Here is an 18083-nt window from a genome sequence, read left to right as displayed (position 1 = left end):
CCAGCGGATCAGACGTCTTCTTCGACCGGAGCTTCAGCTTCTGCTTCCGCCTCGGCGTCGGAACCGTCCTCGGTTCCTTCCGCGTCTTCTGCTTCTTCGTCTTCTTCAAACTCGAAGACGTCCTGTTCCGGCGTGGTCAAGTCCTCGCCGGCTGCCTGGCGCGCTGCTTCGTCTTCGGAGCGAGCGACATTGACCATGACACTGACTTCGACTTCCGGGTGCAGGCGGATCAGAACCGTGTGCATTCCGATGGTCTTGATCGGAGCGCGCAGTTCCACCTGCCCACGGGAAACAGTAAACCCGGCTTCCGTCAGTCCTTCTGCGATATCACGGGTGGATACCGAACCATAAAGCTGTCCTGTTTCGCCCGCGGACCGGATCATGACCAAAGCTTCGCCGTCGAGTTTGGAGGCGACAGCTTCCGCTTCACTCTTGCGTTCCAGGTTCCTGGCTTCCAGCTGAGCACGCTGTTGCTCAAAACGCTCAAGGTTGCCCTTGTTGGCGCGAAGCGCCTTGCCTTGCGGCAAAAGGTAATTGCGGGCATAGCCGTCGCGAACACGGACGGTGTCGCCCATCTGGCCGAGTTTGGCGATGCGTTCAAGAAGAATAACTTGCATTTGTGTCTCCTACTGTCCCACCTGTCCGGTGGTTAGAGACCGTTTGTCCGCGGTCCCAATACGGATCTCCCGGGCAAACCCGGGAGACGACAGCTCCCAAACGGAAGCCTTAGCTGATGACGAACGGCAGAAGGCCGAGCAGGCGGGCGCGCTTGATGGCGCGTGCCAGTTCACGCTGTTTCTTGGCGGAAACTGCGGTGATGCGGCTCGGAACGATCTTGCCACGCTCGGAGATGTATCTCTGTAGCAGACGGATGTCCTTGTAGTCGATCTTCGGAGCGTTGGACCCCGAGAACGGGCAGGTTTTCCGGCGACGGAAGAACGGGCGGCGGCTCGGAAGCTGTGCAATATCAACCATTGTCTCTTACTCCTCTTCACCACGGCGCGGGGGACGGCTTCCGCCAGAGCGATCACCGCGATCACCTCTGTCACCGCGATCACCTCTGTCGCCGCGGTCACCACGTCCACCGCCACGGCGGTCATCGCGGTCACGCTTCTGCATCATCGCGGACGGTTCTTCATCCAGCTCGCCGACGCGGAAGGTCATGTAGCGCAGAACATCTTCGCTCAGACCCATCTGACGTTCCATTTCGGCAACGGCAGCGTGAGGTGCGGTAATGTTCATCAGAGTGTAATGAGCCTTGCGGTTCTTCTTGATACGGTAGGCAAGAGACCGAAGACCCCAATTTTCAACTTTGCCGATCGTACCGCCGGCGCCTTCAATGAGGCCCTTGTACTGTTCGACAAGCTGTTCGACCTGCTGGGCCGAAACGTCCTGGCGTGCCAGGAATACGTGCTCGTAAAGAGGCATAAAGATAGCCTTTCTTCGTGTTGACAACGCGGGATCGGCGCGGAGCCTCCTCGTAGCCCCGGAAAGGCACGAGAGTTCTAACGAGAGCGGGAACACGGGAAGTCGGATCTTTCAAAGATCCTGGCAAACGCCCTTCCTTTCAGCCCCCGGCCAAATCCCGGATGAAGCGCGCTCTATACTCCGTTTTGGGGGAAATGCAAGTCGAAAGCGCGGTGGATAACCTCCGGAAGCAAAATATCGCCGGTAATTGTCCTCATCACTGCTGAGGACACGGGCGCACTCCTTGAGGTTGAAGCCCTGATCGCCGGAGCGTAGGGCGGGTTCCAACCCACAGTGATGCGTGTTTAGCGCTACGCCTGCTTCCAGCGCCGATGCCCCGCTACGCCCGCAATTGCTGCCATCAAAAGCAATCCGCTGGCAGGAATTGGGACCGGTGTGAGTGGGACGGGAGTGAATTTGAGACCGAAATCGCCAGAAGTGGAGCCGGAGAAAACGCTCGGGTCTCTCAGAATACCTTCCGCATCTCCACCGTCAGGAAAGAAGAAGAAATGCAGAATGCAGCATCCACCAACGAGGTCGGTGACGTTGTCACTCCGGGAGACAAAATCGACAAACGTGATTTCTCCGTTTTCGACGTCCCAATTGCTGATAAAGGGAAGTGAATAGCTGTTAATTCCGAAATTGTCGCTGTTGGTGAGAACTTCCACGCTGGTTGCGCTCGACCTGCCCTCGGTCAATCCGCGAACGAGGCCGGTCACCGTACCGCCACCATGTATATCCTTGTTGATAAAGGTGAAATTGAAATCATACGTGACCGCATGCGCTGAGTGTGATGCCACGACTGCAAAAATCGCGAAAACAGCTATGGATAGAATTCTGCAAATGAAGTGCGTCATAAAGCCTGCCCCAAATTACACTGTCAATTTTTGCTAGAAGCTATTTTTCCGCGAGTAGGGTGTCAATGAGAAAAACCCAGGGTTGAAAGACTTGGTCGCGGCAGAACGCGACAGAGCTCATCTGGAAACAAAATCGGCTGGTCGGGCAAAATGGGTCTTCTGCTGATTTCCAATATGCTTTTAAGGCGGAATTTATGGCAAAAAGAGCTCGATTCCAGGATGAGAGTGGCTTATGGGCCTTGACAGCGCAGGCAAGAGCGTATCATAGGCTCGCGCCAAGTTCGTAGTTGGCGCTGCCGGGCCGACACTTCGCTTTCTTCCAAAAGCCGACAGTTTGCTTCTTTTGTAGAAGCCGGCCCTGCGCACGTTTCAAGGAGGCGTTCCCAAATGACCATAGCATTCACATTTCCCGGCCAAGGCAGCCAGTCCGTCGGAATGGGCAAAGGTCTTGCCGATGCCTTTCCGGAAGCAAAAGCCGTATTTGAGGAAGTAGACGAAGCGCTCGGACAAAAACTCTCTGAAGTGATGTGGGACGGACCCGAAGAGGTCTTGACCCTGACAGCGAATGCGCAGCCCGCGTTAATGGCCGTCAGCCTTGCCACAATGCGTGTGCTCGAAGCCAAGGGGCTCGCGTTGAATTCGGCCGCTGCCTATGTGGCTGGGCACTCTCTGGGAGAATATTCTGCGCTTGCCGCCGCCGGCAGCCTGGATATCGCGACAACCGCCCGGCTGTTGCGTGTGCGCGGTGATGCCATGCAGAACGCCGTTCCGGTGGGCGCCGGCGCGATGGCGGCCCTTCTGGGGCTGGATTTTGATGTGGTAGCCGAAGTTGCACAGGAAGCCGCGCAAGGAGAGGTGTGCCAGGCAGCCAATGACAACGCGCCTGGGCAGGTCGTTGTATCGGGACACCTTGCCGCTGTCGAACGCGCGGTTGAGATTGCCAAGGCAAAAGGCGCACGGCGCGCCGTGATGCTGCCGGTCAGTGCACCATTCCACTGTGCATTGATGGCACCTGCCGCCGATGCCATGTCCGAAGCGCTGGCGAGCGCGGATATCAGATCGCCTGTGGTGCCGCTTGTTGCCAATGTGCTGGCCGCGCCAATTACGGATCCGGCGGAGATCCGGTCCAAACTTGTCGAACAGGTTACCGGGACGGTTCGTTGGCGCGAAAGCATCAGCTGGCTCGCTGGCAATGGTATCGAGACCTTTGTAGAGGTTGGAACAGGCAAGGTCCTCACAGGAATGGTCAGGCGTATCCATAAGGAAGCGACAGGGCTTGCCGTGAACACTCCGGAAGACATTGACGCCCTTTTGGACAAGATTGGCGGCTGAAACCCGGACGACCAGGTAAAAAACAAACCCGTTCTCGGGTAGAAATTGATCAGGGAAGGACCCCAAATGTTCAGCTTGGATGGGAAAAACGCGCTCGTCACCGGTGCGACAGGCGGAATCGGCGAAGCGATCGCCCGCGCACTGCATGCACAGGGAGCCACCGTTTCCCTTTCTGGAACACGTGCGGAAAAATTGGAGGCCCTTGCCGCAGACCTCGGTGAGCGTGCCTTTGCAACGCCTGCGAACCTGTCTGATCGCGCGGCCGTGGATGCTCTTTTGCCGGCGGCCGAAGAAAAAATGGGCTCCGTCGACATTCTCGTGAACAACGCCGGCATCACGCGTGACAATATATTCATGCGCATGAAAGACGAAGAATGGGATCAGGTCCTTGAAGTCAACCTGAGTTCGGGGTTTCGCCTTTGCCGCGCTGCAATCAAAGGCATGATGAAGCGCCGCTCGGGACGCATCGTCGGCATCACATCTGTCGTTGGCGTGACCGGCAATCCCGGCCAGGTCAACTATGCCGCAGCCAAAGCCGGTATGATCGGTATGTACAAGTCGCTCGCGCGCGAAGTGGCCAGCCGGAACATCACTGTCAACACGATCGCTCCCGGCTTCATCGAAACGGCCATGACCGATGCGCTCAACGAAAAGCAAAAAGAATCAATTTTGGCGAGCGTTCCGGCTGGCCGTTTGGGCACGTCCGGGGAGATTGCTTCTGCCGCGCTCTATCTTGCGAGCAACGAGGCCGCTTACATCACGGGTCAAACGTTGCACGTCAATGGCGGCATGGCCATGATTTAAAAGGAAATTTTGCCGAGTAGGCAAAAAAAATCCGGGCCGTTTGCAAGCGGTCGGGACTGGCTGGTAATGGTCAACAAAGTGTGTTACCAACCCGCCGATTGTAACGAATTGCGTCGCAAAGACTGGTGTTCCGGTACAGCGACGCGCCGACATCTTCAACACCGCGAGTTGGCACCGCCGCTTTGAGATCGGGCAGGGGCAGTTTCGCGATAGATGAATAGACGAAAAATAAGGAAGTAAAAGATGAGCGATATCGCGGATCGGGTGAAAAAAATCGTTGTCGAGCACCTCGGTGTCGATGCGGAGAAGGTTGTGGAAGGCGCAAGCTTCATCGACGATCTGGGCGCTGACAGCCTCGACACCGTTGAGTTGGTCATGGCATTTGAAGAAGAATTCGGCGTTGAAATTCCAGACACTGCAGCAGAGACCATTCTCACCGTTGGCGATGCCGTGAAGTTTCTGGAAGCAAACAAGTAAGGGTCATCCCTTCTTGAATTCTGACAAAAGACCGGGCCGGCGGGGAATGCCCCGCCTGGCCCTTCAAACGTAAGTGCAGGTGTATGAGGCGAGTTGTCGTAACTGGGTTGGGCATGGTGTCGCCGCTGGGCGGTAACGTCGATGTCACTTGGAAGAGGATCCTCGAGGGCAAGAGCGGGGCCAACAAGGTCGCGAACTTCAAGGTTGACGATCTGGCATGCCAGATTGCCTGCCAGATACCGCGCGACGCGGACGAGGAAGGAGCGTTCAATCCGGATGACTGGATGGACGTCAAGGAACAGCGCAAGGTCGACGACTTCATCGTCTACGCCATGGCTGCTGCCGATCAGGCAATGGCTGATTCCGGCTTCAAGGCCGAAACTTACGAACAGCAGGCGCGCTCCGGTGTTTTGATCGGTTCCGGTATTGGCGGTCTTCAGGGCATCGAGCAGGGGGCACATCTTCTTGCCGAGAAAGGTCCGAGGCGCATCAGCCCGTTCTTCATCCCGGGCCGGCTGATCAATCTGGCCGGTGGATACGTTTCCATTCGTCACGGCCTCAAGGGTCCGAACCATGCGGTCGTGACCGCATGCTCGACTGGTGCGCACGCAATTGGAGACGCGTCCCGTCTGATTGCCTTCGGCGACGCCGATGTCATGGTTGCTGGCGGTGCCGAATCTCCGGTTTGTCGTCTCGCCATCGCCGGTTTTGCTGCTTGCCGTGCCTTGTCGACCGGTTTCAACGATGCGCCCGAAAAAGGGTCGCGCCCCTATGACGTTGCCCGGGATGGCTTTGTCATGGGCGAGGGCGCAGGTGTCGTGGTGCTGGAAGAGTACGAGCACGCCGTGCAGCGCGGTGCCAGGATCTATGCGGAAGTCATCGGATATGGGCTTTCCGGAGATGCTCACCACATAACGGCACCGTCGTCGGATGGCGACGGCGCTTACAGATGCATGGAAGCGGCTCTGAAGCGTGCAAATATCACCCCTGCCGAGATCGACTACGTCAACGCGCATGGAACTTCGACACCGCTCGGTGACGAAATTGAACTCGGCGCCGTGGCAAGGCTTGCCGGAGACCACGCCGCGAACCTGACCATGTCCTCGACTAAGTCCTCGATCGGCCATCTGTTGGGGGCTGCGGGAGCAGTCGAGGCGATCTTCTCGGTTCTTGCCATTCGGGACGGCATGGCGCCTCCCACAATCAATCTGGACAATCCGTCCGTTGAGACTGAGATCGACCTGGTTCCGCACACACCGAAAACACTGGACGTGAATGTGGCCTTGTCGAACTCATTTGGCTTCGGCGGAACAAATGCGTCTCTCGTTTTCCGTAAAGTTGCCGCATAACCCTTTCAAATTCTCTCAGGCCGGTCTGATTCTTGACACCCGGCTTGAGAAATTGATTTTGAAAACTGGTCCGCTTGAGCCCAAGTCAAGTTTCCGGGCTCAATCTTGGAGGTGTGACCCGATATGCGCATAAAGCCGAAAAGCCCGCGTGAGGCTCTGCAACCTGAACCGGCGCCGGCACCGCCGCAGCGCTCCAGGCATGTGCGCAATCCCCTTGTGATATTGAGCAACTTGATAATCACGCTTGCGGTATTCGGACTGGCAGCTGTCGGCAGTGCGCTTTATTTCGGAAAGCAGAAGTTCGAGGAGCCGGGTCCGTTGACCGAAGATGCGACCGTTGTGATCGCTTCCGGCTCGGGGCTTTCGGGAATAACCAACCGGCTCGCCGGTAGAGGCGTTATCAACGACAGCTTGTTCGATGAATGGGTCTTCAATCTGGGGATCCGGTTCTACAAGAACGCAACGGATCTCAAAGCAGGCGAATATGCCTTCGCGCCGGGCGTATCCATGCATGAGATCATGAAAGACCTCGTTGAAGGCAACGCGGTCACGCATTCCGTAACCATTCCGGAAGGGTGGACCACGGCGCAGATCATTGCCCGCGTGCGCGAACATCCGATTCTTGTCGGTGAGATCACGGAAGTGCCGGAAGAAGGCGACCTGCTGCCGCAGACATACACTTTTGCACGTGGCACAAATCGCCAGGATGTTCTTGAGCAGATGAAAAAAGCGCAGGGACGCCTGCTGGCTGAAATCTGGGAACGACGTACGGACGGTCTTCCGGTGGCGACGCCGGAAGAACTGGTCGTTTTGGCATCTATCGTTGAAAAGGAAACAGCGCTCGCCGATGAACGGCCTCGCGTTGCGGGTGTTTTTGTCAATCGGTTGAACAAGAACATGCGCCTACAGTCGGATCCGACCATTCTCTATGGTCTGTATGGCGGTGAAGCCTGGCTGAAGGACCGCTCCGGCATCAAGCAATCCGAGATAAATGCTGAAAACAAATACAACACCTATCAGATAGATGGACTGCCTCCCGGACCCATCGGCAATCCCGGCCGCGCAGCAATGGAGGCCGTTGCCAATCCGTCGCGAACACAGGATCTTTTCTTTGTCGCGGACGGAACAGGTGGTCACGTATTTGCCGAGACCTACGAGCAGCATCAGGAAAATGTTCGCAAGTGGCGTCAGATCGAGCGCCAGCGGCGGCAGGCCGAAGAGCCGCAGGAAACGCAACCGGCGACATCCAATTGACCGGCGTCAATCACGACGAAGCCGATAGACCTGATAGAGGCACGGCCCGGTGAACTTCCGGAGGGGCACATGGCACTTGCCAGCATGACAGGGTTTGCGCGGTCCCTCGGTGAGAGCGGGCCGGTCCGATGGACCTGGGAATTGAGGTCTGTCAACGGAAAGTCGCTCGACCTGCGCATCCGTATTCCAACAGGACTAGAAACGCTCGAACCTCAGATCAGAGAACGTTGCGGGAAAGTTCTAAGACGCGGAAATGTGTCCATCGGTCTTGCAATGCAAAGAGACCAGTCCGAACAGCAGCTTCAGGTGAACGAATCTGCCCTGGACGCCGTCCTGTCCACCATCGAGCTTCTGAAGCAAAGGGTTCCGGACCTGACGCCGCCCTCGCTGGATGGCATCTTGTCGCAAAAGGGTGTCTTCGAACTGAAGGAACCCGACGACGACGAAGAATTCCAGGCCGCGCTCCATGCCGCATTGCTCACAACGCTGGACGCCGCACTTATCGACCTGATCGACATGCGGCATACGGAGGGGCAGGCCATAAGTGACGTCGTCACCGGGCAGATTGACAGGATCGCTGCTTTGACTGAGGCCGCGGAGCATCTTCCGGCCCGTATGCCCGAGGCAATAAAGGCGCGGTTGAAAAAGCAGGTCAGCGATCTGCTGGATGTTTCTGATGGACAACTTGATCCGCAACGATTGCATCAGGAAGCTGTATTCCTGGCGACAAAAGCCGACATCCGCGAAGAGCTGGATCGCTTGCATGCACATGTCGCGGCCGTGCGGGACCTGATGAACAGCGGCGGTGCGATCGGACGCCGGCTCGACTTCCTGGCGCAGGAGTTCAACAGGGAAGCCAATACCCTGTGTTCAAAGTCCAATGACGTGGAACTGACCGCAATTGGACTGGACTTGAAAGCTGTTATTGATCAAATGCGTGAGCAGATACAGAACCTGGAGTGAATCCGATGTCCGATGCACCAGCCGGAACAACTGTCAGCGCAGATCAGGCCGATCAGCAGCGCCGGGGTTTGATGCTGGTGTTGTCGTCTCCCTCAGGGGCCGGAAAATCGACCATCGCCCGTCTGTTGTTGGACAAGGAAGACAATCTCGAGCTTTCCATTTCGGTCACGACGCGGCCACGGCGTTCCAGCGAAGTCGACGGGGTTCACTACAAATTTCTGGATCCGAAACGTTTCGAGCAGATGCATAAGCACGACGAACTTCTGGAATGGGCGGAGGTTCACGGAAACTATTACGCAACGCCCAGAGGGCCGGTAGAGAATGCTATCGAAAATGGTCGCGACATACTTTTCGATATCGACATCCAGGGCACGTTCCAGCTTTACGAAAAGATGCGTTCCGACGTGGTCTCGATTTTCATTTTGCCGCCTTCTATCGCTGAAATGAAATCGCGCCTGTTCCGGCGGGCAGAAGACGCAGATGAAATCATTGCCAAGCGTATGAAAACGGCGGTGGGCGAAATGCGGCATTGGTCAGAATACGACTACGTTGTCGTCAACGATGACCTTGAGCGCGCCTATGAGAATGTTCGAGCGATACTGAAAGCCGAGCGCTTGAAGCAGTTCCGGTCTCCGAAAATCGGTCCGCTTATCCAGGGCATGGTTGACGATCTGGAAAACGAGTTGGGCAACTCAGACTGACCATGGAAAAAAAGCGGTCTAGAGGCGTTCTCCATTCAGATGTGCCTGTAAATCCAGATCGGTCAGTTTATAGCGATCCTTGAAAACCTTGATAATTCTGCGTTTCACTTCGGATAGTTGCGGGTGAATTCTCAACCGCTCGTGAAAGCTCAGCCAGGACGTATTTTGGGCCAGCGGCTCTTTTGAGAGGCGAACCAGACCTTCATGCTCTCCGATCCAGTCAGGCAACACGCCCATCGCCTGGCCTGACGTCAGCAGGTTCAACAAGGCAACGGAACTGTTCACCGAAAACCGGCAGTCGTTTCCGTTCAGTAGGTTGTTGAGAACCTGCGCAGACTTCAGACGTGCCCGTGAGCCGCAATATCCTGCCCAGGATTGAGCCGTCCAGGTGTTGGGGTCGTGCGCTTCAGGGTGTAAGCGAAGGTACCGTTCGGAGGCGTAGACAAAGAAATTCCTGTCACCCAGTTTCTGTGCGATCAGGTGCGAGTGTCTGGGCTCGCGGTTGCCGATCGCGATATCTGCAGCATTCCTGCTGAGGTCCCAGAACGCATCGTCAGCATAGAGCTCGACCCGGACGCCCTTGAGGTCCGACAGGATCTCTTCGGTTTTACCGGACAGGAAGTGCAGCCCCCATTCTCCCAGCGTGATCTTGCAAACGTGAAGAGGTGCGGTTGCTTTCTCAAGATCGGCAGCACGGGCGAAGTTCGACGCGCTGCGGGCCAAGGACTGAGCCTCTGCAACGAGGCGTGTTCCTTGGTCGGTGAGTTCGAAGCCGGTTTGCCGCCGGTCAAACAATCGTAGTTCGAGTTGATCTTCAAGTCGGGTTATTTGCCTGCCCAATGTCGGTTGAGAGACGTTGAGTTCCCTGGCAGCCCCACTCAGACTTCCGTTTTCGACAACACACAAAAACGCGCGTATTGCGTTCCAATCGAAGCTATTCATTTTTGAATGATATCATGCATGATCATTCAGTTACATATTGAATATGAACTGTCATTTTCCCCTTGGTAAACACAGGGGAGATCACGTTGTTGCGCAGTTGGATCAAACGCTTTTTCAGATGTCGCCAACACATGGCGCCCGCGGCGCTCTATCTCTCTAGGGACGAGGAGCATTGGCCGAATTGGCTGCGCCGGGATCTTGTGCCGGACGAGGGACGAAAAATTCAAGAGAAATTTCAGTCCTCTGCGGGGCAGCCGGCCACAGCCGAGAAGCTAAACACCTTTGAAAACATTCGCGAGCGCGGCGAACCCGCCAATATCTATTTCTTCCGCGCGCGACGTCGGCTCTAAACCGGCTTGCCGGATCAGGTTCTCAGCATCGCCGGAAAGGGACTTCAGGCTTGCGCGAAGCATTTTGCGTCGTTGGCCGAATGCAGCAGCCGTCACTTTCTCCAGTGAGACAAGAGCACAGGGAAGGGGATTGTCGTTAGGGATCAGGTGAACAACGGCAGATGTAACTTTGGGGGGCGGAGTAAAAGCCTTGGGGCTGATGTCAAACAAGATACCGCCCTTGCAGCGCCAGCCCGCAAGCACGCCAAGGCGTCCGTAAGCTTTCGAACCGGGCTGAGCTGCGATCCGCTCCCCGACTTCCTTTTGAAACATGAGCGTCAGTGAGGACCAGAATGGTGGCCAGGCCGGCGTGGTTATCCAGTTGACGAGCAATTGGGTCCCAACATTATAGGGCAGGTTCGCCGCAATCCTGACCTTGTCGCCGCCGGTAAGAACCACTGGGTCCAGTTGCAGGGCATCGCCCTCAATCACCTCCAGCCGTCCTGGATAATGGTCTGAAATCTCAGCAAGCGCCGGGAGACAGCGACTGTCCTTTTCGATCGCAACAACCCGCTTTGCACCGGCAGCGAGCAGGGCGCGGGTCAGGCCCCCTGGGCCTGGGCCGATTTCCAGCACAGTGCAATCACTGAGGTCTCCGGCTGAGCGGGCAATCCGGGAGGTCAGGTTCAAATCCAGCAGAAAATTCTGGCCGAGCGACTTTTTCGCGTTCAGTCCATAAGTGGAAATGACATCCCGGAGCGGAGGGAGGTCGTCAATCTGGGCCATTAGAGCGTGTCTGGATTTGCGAGCGCATGCGCCAGGCGCAAAGACGCAGTGAAACTGTCGATCCGCGCCGTTCCGGTTCCTGCGAGATTATAGGCAGTTCCGTGATCGGGCGATGTTCTGATAAACGGAAGCCCGAGTGTGACATTGACACTGTCATCGAACCCGATTGTTTTGGCAGGCACGAGCACCTGGTCGTGATACATGCCGATAGCGCAATCATAGGTCTGACGGGCGGCCGCATGGAACAGCGTATCGGCTGGGTGGGGGCCGGTTGCGGCAATTCCCATGGAGTTCAGTTTCTTGACCGCCGGCGCGATAATGTCCCTGTCTTCGCTCCCCATCGAGGCATTTTCACCTGCATGCGGGTTCAGCCCACAAATGGCAATCCTTGGCTGCGTGTATCCGAAGCGTGTCTTGAGGTCCCTTGCAGCGACTTGCGCTGTCTCAACGATAAGGTCCTCGCTCAGGCTGCTCGGCACATCTTTGAGCGGGATATGAATTGTGGCAGGGATGACCATCAACTCCGGGCCGGCAATCATCATGATCGGATTTGCCGGCTCGCCTGGCCAATGTTGAGCCGCAAGCGCGCCCAGGAATTCTGTGTGACCTGGAAACGAGAAGCCGGTTTTATAGAGCGCTGCCTTGTTGATCGGGCTCGTCACAAGACTAGACGCTCTTCCGTCCCTGACGTCCTCTACACAGTGCTCGATGGAGGCGACGACAGTGGCAGCGGTTTCTTCCTGTTCGATCGCGGGTTTGTCAGAGAGCTGCGATCCTGTCTGGACCACGGGCAGTGCTTTTCGGAATAGGGAATACGCATCTTCCGGCGCGCAGGCCTCGAGCGGTATCTTCCGACCAATCGTGTTTGCACGCTCTTGCAAAAGCGACTTGTCAGCCCGTATGTAGAACGGTGGCAGCCTGAGAGATTTCCTGTTGGTCCAGGCGAGTAACGCCAGCTCCGGGCCGATCCCGGCAGGCTCTCCCATGCTGACAGCAACCGGCGTTTTGTTGGCGTCCATTCCGATCAGCGGTGGATGATTGTCGCGCGGCGACGAACATCCATGAGATACCTGCGAGACTGGCTTTCGCCTTCTTTGGCGCGCAGTTCGTTTTCCAGCTCTGCGCGCACCGCGATATCAGACGCGATTTCCCGCTTGCCGCAAATCGCTATCATTTCATAGCCAACCGGAGTCGTGGATGGTTTGGTCAGGCTGCCGGGCGAAAGCGAGTTGATTTCGTCGCGTATATTTTCCGGAAGTTCTGTTTCCAGGCGGCGGCCGATGGGCTGCACCACAACTTCGCTGTACTGACCCAAAATGCTACCAGCTTCGTCGCAACTGTTGAATGCGGCGCGAATTTTGTTGCTTTCCTGCTTGCGTTTCGACTTGAAGCCGCCTGAGGAGTTTTTCGGAACAACGACGATGATCCGCTTGAGATCATATTCGACCGACTTTTGCCGCTCGGCTTCGTCCTTCTTTTGCAGGGCGGCAATAATGTCGGATTCGTCGACTTCGATCTGGCCTCTGAAACGCCTTTGCAGGAGCTGGTTCCAGGCTAGCTGGGCCTTCAGCCTCGCTTTAAGGGTCTCAGGTTTCACACCTCCGCTGCGAAGCGCCTTAGAGAGCTGTGAGGGCGACATCTTAACGTTGCGTGCAATGTTGTTGAACGCGTTGTCGATCTGGGATTGGGCAATGTCGATTCCCATTCGCTCGGCTTCTGCAAGCTTTACCTGATCATCGATCAGCTCCTGCTCTGCTTGCCGTTTTGCAATCGACGCGGACTTTCGCTGGGTAAGCGTGATAAGGCGGGCGCGCTGACTGATATCATAGTCGGTGATTGGAACGTCGTTGACCGTAACCTTGATGGCCGCATGAGAAGGTGTCGTTACTGGCGCGGCTAACGCCAGAACAAGGCCCAAAATTACCGGGACGAAACGCAGTCGCATTGTTCAACCATCCGTGCTGGCGAGAAGCCAAACCGAAGTTAATGTTCTTGTGGTACGCTTTCTCGCATATCGCGATCACAAATTCAAAATATTACCGGCATGATGCCCAAATTGATGGCAGTAAAATGTCTCACGACACATTGTGTACACATAATGTCGTGAACGACCAGATTGCATCCGGATAAACGAGAGCCGAAACTTCTATCAGTTCAGCGCGCCACTCGACACTTGCGTGTTTCCGATTGTTCTTAGTCCGATGCGGAAATAAAGCGTGCGGTTAACCGTGTCACCGTCATTACGGGAGCGGTCTTCTGCAAATGAAACGGACAGCGAAAACCCTTCGTCATCATAGCCAATGCCGACACCATCCTGAACGATGTTCGAGTTTTCGATATCGTAGCGCATGGACCCGAACACGCGCCAGTTTTCCTGCAGCCGAAGGCTGGCCGCTCCGAGAATTTCTTCCCGCGGATCATCGATCCCGACATCAGGTTGCTCGCCAAGAAACGCATAGGCGAGGGAAGAAACCACTGGACCGTATATCGCACTGGCTTGCGCCTGCAGGCGATTGACGGTGAAATCATCTTTATCGAAGCGCGCTTGGGCTCCGACTTTCACCCCATATTGGGTATCCAGGTAGAGGCTGCCGACATAGTCCGACAGATCTGCCGCCAGTCCCGAATCTTCGGTGGCACCAAGAATGTCAGGGACTGCGTATGAGTTTTCACCTGCCAGCTGATAGGAACGCCCGAACAGACCGCTCAGATAGTAGCCGCTGTCGAGCTGGAGCTTGTAGTTCAGCCCGACGTTGAGACGCGTTCCGCCTTCCGCCCGGTCAAATCCCGAAAACTTGTCATAGTCAAACAGCGTTGTCGTATCGAACACGATGCTTTGGGCATCATCGTTCGGCAATTCACCAATCCGTTGTTCATTCGGGCGGGCCACAACCTGGGCAATGGGCTCAAAAACCTGGTTGCCGCCCTGAAATGTCGCGATGATCGGATATCGATACTCAAGCCCGACGGCCGGCATTGCGCGGCCGACGAAGCTCTCACCGGCGAGGGCGGTCACATCAGAGTCGGGTGATGCCAGGAAGAAGAGGTCTCCCCGCATATAGGCAAAGGGCGTAAACGTCTGACCGAATGGATCGATGAAGGTGCGACGCCAGTCCCCTTGCATTGACAGGCGCGAGAAGGTTCCGTCTACACCGCGAAACTTTGGCGTCGTTCCTCCGTCAATTGAAAAGGCATCGGTTTCGTCGCGGGTCAAAGACGTGAAATTCGCAGCCAGAGCGAGTTCGCCTGCCAGAATGGGATCGGCAAAGACATAATCATAGTCGATGACAGGAAGTACGAGTGGCTGCTTGTCTTGAAGAGAACTCCCGATCGGGGAAAACCCGTCTGCGTCGAAGTCGCTGTTTTCGTAGTCTTCCTGCGAAATCTGGAACGCATAGGCCCTGACCGACAGCAGATTGCGCTCGTTTCTGCCCTCAAAATAGATCTGGGAAGGATCGCCGCCACCGAAACTTGCCATGGAATAATCCTGGAAGAATTGCCGGTCGCTCTTGTAGGTAATGTTCCAGCCTAAGGTCCAGTCTTTGCTTACGCGGAATGAAGCGGTTGAATTGACAGCACCGCGCCAGCGTTCGTCGGCTCTTGATGTCGTAAACTGACTTGGCTGTGCCTGGAAAAGACCTGCGGCAGAAAAGCTCACCTGGCCGGCTCTGAATCTTTGCCGGTATTGTACGTCACCAAAGAGCCCCTGCTTTGTAAGCGGCGTCAAGGTGGTTGTCAGGTCGTAGTGCGGGCTTAGCGCCCAGTAGTAGGGCACCGTTACACCATAGCCGAGCTTGTCATCCACGATACCGCTCGGGATCAGGAACCCCGACTTTCGCTTCACGGACGGATCAGGCATCGAAAGATAGGGTAAATAAGCTATCGGCTTGCCGTAGACCTCAAAAGCAGCGTTTTCGAAGCGGATAATCTTTTCCTGCTGCTTGTGGATGATTTTTTCGGCGCGGACGCGCCATAGCGGCGGCTTGTCCGGCGGATTGGTTGGCTTGGTGTAGACCGTATAGACACCATTTTCGATCGTGGTGACGTTACTGCCTTCGCGCCGTGCCTTTTCGGCGAGGAAGCGTGTTCGCTTGGTCGTGTCGATCTGCAGCGCGTTGGCAAACCCGTCCGCGAAGTCCTCCGAAAGCGTGAGTTCTGGCGTGCGAACGACGTTCCCGTTGGTTTCAATGAAGATCACATTGCCACTGGCGGTCAGCTGGCCTGTTTTACGGTCAAAAACGATTTTGTGGGCCTGTACGGTATTGCCGTCGTAATAGACCTGAACACTGCCGGTCGCGACAATGACGTCGTTGTCAAAGTCGTAGGTAATCTCACTCGATTCGAGCAGAAGTTCCTGGTTTTCGTCTATTTCACCGGTAAGACCGCTGGTCAGATCCTGAGCGGTTGCATGGGAGGTGACACCATGCAAAAGGGCTGCCGCTATGGCGAACGTGCTTGCCGCCGCCAGCAGACTGCCCCGCTTAACCCACATCTCTGTCTTCAGGAATGGCGGCAAAGACATCGGCCTCATCCGTCCTCCTGATGCAAGAGAATAGTCAACCCCATTAGTACTCCAAACACTCCAGGCGCCCACGCAGCCACCAGCGGAGGGACGATCCCGGCCCCCCCGAAATCCTTGGCCAGCTCGGTAAGAACGTAAAGCACGAACCCGGATAGGATTCCACCCAGAATCATACTTCCCAAGCCACCAAACCTCGATACTTTAAGGGAAACTGCCGCTGCAATCAAAATCATAGCGACCAAAAGAAGCGGTCTTGCCAGAAGTGTCTGGTACTGCAAATTGTACCTATAGGCTGGCAAACCCGCATTTCTCGCCAATTCGATGAAGCGGGGCAGGTTCCAGAAAGAGATCGATTCAGGCGATCCGATGCTCTCGCGCACCTCCGTCGCGGTTAAAAATGTGCTGACCTGATATTGTCCATAAGGCTGTGGATCTTGCTCGGTGGTGTAAACGATCGCGTCTGACAGATACCAGATTTCGTCTCCCAGACGAGCTTCATCGGCTTCGATCCGTTCCCGGAACGTGCCGTCCTTGCCGAAAGTAAAGACGGTCACACCGAGAAGCCTTGTTCCACCATCCAGCAATTGCTTGGCAAGAAGCACGGATTCGCCGTCGAGCCCGTCTTGCCGCACCCAGACTTCATTCGTGTTCTGCAGCAAAAACGTCTGGTCGGAGCCGAAGAGGCCCGTAGCGACTTCATCCGACTTCTGCTGAAACCAGACGGCTGCCGGGTTGTAAACGGTGATTGAGAAAATTCCGAGGAGGGTGCCCACCACGACTGCAGGCAACGAAAACTGCCAAACCGAGATCCCTGATGCCCTGGTTACGACAAGTTCAAGAGCACGGCTTAGCGTAACGAAGGCGGCAATGGAACCGAAGAGTACCGTGAAGGGAATGACCTGTTCGAGGAGCAGGGGCACGCGAAGCAGCGATATCAGGGCAACCCGCAGGACAGAAAAGCCTTCGCGATCACCGCCTCGTCTGACGAGTTCCAGCACGTCGAACAGGAACATCAGAACGGCTGCAAACAGGAAAAGGCCCAGGATTGCCTTCAAAAACCGGTTCGAAAGATAGATTGCCAGCGTTCTGCCGAGGATCATGAAGCACCCCCGGTTTGCCGGCTGTTCAATCGGTTGCCGATGGCTTCAATGCGTTCGTTCACGGCAAGCTGCAGATTGCTCAGCCAGCGTGGTTGCCCGCGCTCCTCTTTGAAGATCGCGAAAAGGGCAAGTCCCGATCCGGCGACGGGAACCAGATAAAGCAAACCAAGCAAGATCGGCGAAACGCCCGATATGGCTGTAACACCGAATCCGGAGGTCCGCAGGATGACACAGCACGCGATCGCTCCGACGATGGCAGCGCCGCGGCCCTGCCGGGTCGTTCTGGCCTTGCCGAGGAATGCAAATACGATGAGGCCGAACGCGATCGCATAAAGCGGCTGACTGAAGCGTTCGTGCAGCTCTTTCGCCAGCTTGTCCGGGTTTTTCAATGCGTAGGCATCATTCCGGCCTGGGGAGATAAGATTGGCGGTTGTGCGTTCGCTGGCTTTGAATACCGGTTCTCCGGCTTCGGGGATCAGATTCGAAAGGTCGAATGCATAGGACTGAAAGCGGACGATGGAAATATCGCCTTGTTGTTTGGGGCGTCGCTGGATCGTGCCGTTTTGCATGATCAGAAGCGTGCGATCCGAAGCTTCGACGATCTGGCCGGTGTCGGCCTGATATGTGAATGCGGTTTCTGCATCGCGCGTGTCGTGCAGCAGGAGGCCGTCCAGAGTGCCATTGCCGGTCCGATTGCGTATGTGAAAGGTAAGACCGCTTTCGACTGAGATAAACTTGCCCGGTTTCACGATATTGGCAACCAGGTCAGCTCGCACACGTGTAATTTCCGTCCTAAGCTGTGCCAGCCCAGTCGGAGCGACGTAAAGCGACAAGCTCGCAATCAGCATCATGACGGCAACCGAGAAGAGCATGACGGGCTTGAGAACCAGAAACCTTGATCCGCCGCTCGCATCGATAACGATGAGTTCGCTGTCACCGGAAAGCGCGTTTAAAACAAGGATCAGGGCAAGCATCAGCGCGAACGGCGCGACAATCATGATCAGGAACGGAAGCGCCAGCATCGTGATGCCGATAAACTGAACGATCGTCTGTCCCTTCGACGTTACAAGATCCAGTTGTCTGAGGGCCTGCGTCGCCCACACAACTCCGGTCATCGCTGCAATCGTCAAGGTGAAAGCATAAAGTGTCCGGCGGATTATGTACCGTTCAAGCGTGTTCATGTCTGGCCGGACCAGGTCC

Annotated in this window: 18 protein-coding genes; 7 read left to right on the top strand and 11 right to left on the bottom strand. The window is 56.1% G+C overall.

Annotated elements, in window-relative coordinates:
• Positions 1-8: 8 nt before the first annotated feature.
• From rplI to Q0915_RS11455, 4 genes are all read right to left on the bottom strand, one after another.
• Entirely contained in the window at positions 9-617 is a 609-nt protein-coding gene (rplI, locus tag Q0915_RS11470; protein ID WP_299471495.1) for a 50S ribosomal protein L9, read from the bottom strand.
• A 109-nt stretch (positions 618-726) separates the two neighbouring features.
• Complete coding sequence (gene rpsR / locus Q0915_RS11465; protein ID WP_029066450.1) at positions 727-975, bottom strand: 30S ribosomal protein S18; 249 nt, start codon at positions 973-975, stop codon at positions 727-729.
• Between the two features lie 6 nt (positions 976-981).
• Positions 982-1428, bottom strand: a complete 447-nt coding sequence (rpsF, locus tag Q0915_RS11460; RefSeq protein ID WP_299471490.1) for a 30S ribosomal protein S6 — start codon at positions 1426-1428, stop codon at positions 982-984.
• A 350-nt stretch (positions 1429-1778) separates the two neighbouring features.
• The gene (locus Q0915_RS11455) at positions 1779-2267 is read right to left on the bottom strand and encodes a VPLPA-CTERM sorting domain-containing protein (RefSeq protein ID WP_299471488.1); all 489 of its coding nucleotides are present in this window, start codon (positions 2265-2267) and stop codon (positions 1779-1781) included.
• 444 nt (positions 2268-2711) lie between these two features.
• On the opposite strand from Q0915_RS11455, the gene fabD reads away from it, so the two are divergent.
• From fabD to gmk, 7 genes are all read left to right on the top strand, one after another.
• Positions 2712-3656: an ACP S-malonyltransferase gene (gene fabD, locus Q0915_RS11450; protein ID WP_299471486.1), complete on the top strand. Its 945-nt coding sequence runs from the start codon at positions 2712-2714 to the stop codon at positions 3654-3656.
• A 66-nt stretch (positions 3657-3722) separates the two neighbouring features.
• Complete coding sequence (gene fabG / locus Q0915_RS11445) at positions 3723-4460, top strand: 3-oxoacyl-[acyl-carrier-protein] reductase (protein WP_299471484.1); 738 nt, start codon at positions 3723-3725, stop codon at positions 4458-4460.
• Positions 4461-4703: 243 nt separating this feature from the next.
• Positions 4704-4937 carry an acyl carrier protein gene (locus Q0915_RS11440; RefSeq protein ID WP_008194310.1) on the top strand — a complete coding sequence of 78 codons (234 nt, stop codon included), beginning with the start codon at positions 4704-4706 and terminating at the stop codon, positions 4935-4937.
• Between the two features lie 83 nt (positions 4938-5020).
• Positions 5021-6286, top strand: a complete 1266-nt coding sequence (gene fabF, locus Q0915_RS11435) for a beta-ketoacyl-ACP synthase II (RefSeq protein ID WP_299471482.1) — start codon at positions 5021-5023, stop codon at positions 6284-6286.
• Positions 6287-6409: 123 nt separating this feature from the next.
• On the top strand, positions 6410-7540 hold the full coding sequence (mltG, locus tag Q0915_RS11430) for an endolytic transglycosylase MltG (RefSeq protein WP_299471480.1): 1131 nt from the start codon (positions 6410-6412) through the stop codon (positions 7538-7540).
• A 69-nt stretch (positions 7541-7609) separates the two neighbouring features.
• The gene (locus tag Q0915_RS11425; RefSeq protein WP_299471478.1) at positions 7610-8503 is read left to right on the top strand and encodes a YicC/YloC family endoribonuclease; all 894 of its coding nucleotides are present in this window, start codon (positions 7610-7612) and stop codon (positions 8501-8503) included.
• 5 nt (positions 8504-8508) lie between these two features.
• Positions 8509-9204 carry a guanylate kinase gene (gene gmk, locus Q0915_RS11420; RefSeq protein ID WP_299471476.1) on the top strand — a complete coding sequence of 232 codons (696 nt, stop codon included), beginning with the start codon at positions 8509-8511 and terminating at the stop codon, positions 9202-9204.
• Between the two features lie 18 nt (positions 9205-9222).
• On the opposite strand, the gene Q0915_RS11415 is transcribed toward gmk, so the two are convergent.
• The 7 genes from Q0915_RS11415 to lptF form a co-directional block, all read right to left on the bottom strand.
• Positions 9223-10146, bottom strand: a complete 924-nt coding sequence (locus tag Q0915_RS11415) for a LysR family transcriptional regulator (RefSeq protein WP_299471474.1) — start codon at positions 10144-10146, stop codon at positions 9223-9225.
• Between the two features lie 272 nt (positions 10147-10418).
• Entirely contained in the window at positions 10419-11261 is an 843-nt protein-coding gene (rsmA, locus tag Q0915_RS11410; protein WP_299471472.1) for a 16S rRNA (adenine(1518)-N(6)/adenine(1519)-N(6))-dimethyltransferase RsmA, read from the bottom strand.
• Positions 11261-12280, bottom strand: a complete 1020-nt coding sequence (gene pdxA, locus Q0915_RS11405) for a 4-hydroxythreonine-4-phosphate dehydrogenase PdxA (protein ID WP_299471470.1) — start codon at positions 12278-12280, stop codon at positions 11261-11263. The genes rsmA and pdxA overlap by 1 nt, the downstream gene beginning before the upstream one ends.
• Before the next feature lie 5 nt (positions 12281-12285).
• On the bottom strand, positions 12286-13206 hold the full coding sequence (locus tag Q0915_RS11400; RefSeq protein ID WP_299471468.1) for a peptidylprolyl isomerase: 921 nt from the start codon (positions 13204-13206) through the stop codon (positions 12286-12288).
• 204 nt (positions 13207-13410) lie between these two features.
• Complete coding sequence (locus Q0915_RS11395; protein WP_299471466.1) at positions 13411-15783, bottom strand: LPS-assembly protein LptD; 2373 nt, start codon at positions 15781-15783, stop codon at positions 13411-13413.
• A 5-nt stretch (positions 15784-15788) separates the two neighbouring features.
• Positions 15789-16883, bottom strand: a complete 1095-nt coding sequence (gene lptG / locus Q0915_RS11390) for an LPS export ABC transporter permease LptG (protein ID WP_299471464.1) — start codon at positions 16881-16883, stop codon at positions 15789-15791.
• On the bottom strand, positions 16880-18064 hold the full coding sequence (lptF, locus tag Q0915_RS11385) for an LPS export ABC transporter permease LptF (RefSeq protein ID WP_299471462.1): 1185 nt from the start codon (positions 18062-18064) through the stop codon (positions 16880-16882). Before lptF ends, lptG begins: the two co-directional genes overlap by 4 nt.
• Positions 18065-18083: the final 19 nt, after the last annotated feature.

It is taken from the genome of uncultured Roseibium sp. (genome assembly GCF_947494555.1).
Lineage (GTDB): Bacteria > Pseudomonadota > Alphaproteobacteria > Rhizobiales > Stappiaceae > Roseibium.
The sequence above is the reverse complement of the archived record's forward strand: the minus strand, read 5'-3'. Positions and strand labels throughout refer to the sequence as shown.